1 protein-coding gene is annotated in these 666 nt (G+C 73.9%); it reads right to left on the bottom strand.

Features of this window, described 5'->3' with window-relative positions; genetic code table 11:
• The coding region (locus KUM32_RS37340) for a condensation domain-containing protein (RefSeq protein WP_217146297.1) at positions 1–656 on the bottom strand (656 nt) is incomplete at its 3' end.
• Between the last annotated feature and the right edge of the window lie 10 nt (positions 657–666).

Here is a 666-nt window from a genome sequence, read left to right as displayed (position 1 = left end):
GGGGAGAGCGAAGTCAGCCAGCCGACCACGTTCTCGAGGTCGCCGTCGCCGGAGTGGATCCGGCCGTGGCCCTCCAGCCACACGTACAGGTCCGGGCTGTCGCTGTACGGGGCCAGCGCCCGCTGCAGCGCGGCCAGCAGGAATCCCTGGGCGCTGATGTCGTGCAGCCTGCGGACGTCGTTGCGCAGGTACGCCGCGGCCCGGGGCGACAGCCGGTGGCTGACGCGGATCCGATGACCGGCTCCGGCCGCGGGCCCGGCCGTGCCGGCACCGGAGAGCACCGGTGTCGACGCCTTGGCGAGCGTCTCCCAGTGGGTCTCCAGGGCGGGTTCGGCGACGGCCCGGGACGGTATGCCGGGTGCCGCGCCGTCGGGCAGGGCCCGCCCGTCCCGCAGCGCCCGGTAACCGCGCTCGATGTCGTCGGCGAGGATCTGCCAGGACACCGCGTCAACGATCAGGTGATGGGCGATCAGATAGAGCCAGCTACGGGTGCCGGCCGGGTCGTGGACGATCGCGAAGTCCGCCAGTCGGCCGCCGGCGAGGTCGATGCGCCGGTGCAGGCCGCGCAGGACGGTGTCGAGGCGTTCGGCCGACGGCAGGTCGCCGTCCGGCACCGTGTGCTCGCGCACCAGGTCGGCGTCCGAACGCCTCGACACCGTCCTGCGC

It is taken from the genome of Streptomyces sp. AC627_RSS907, from assembly GCF_019049165.1.
The sequence above is the reverse complement of the archived record's forward strand: the minus strand, read 5'-3'. Positions and strand labels throughout refer to the sequence as shown.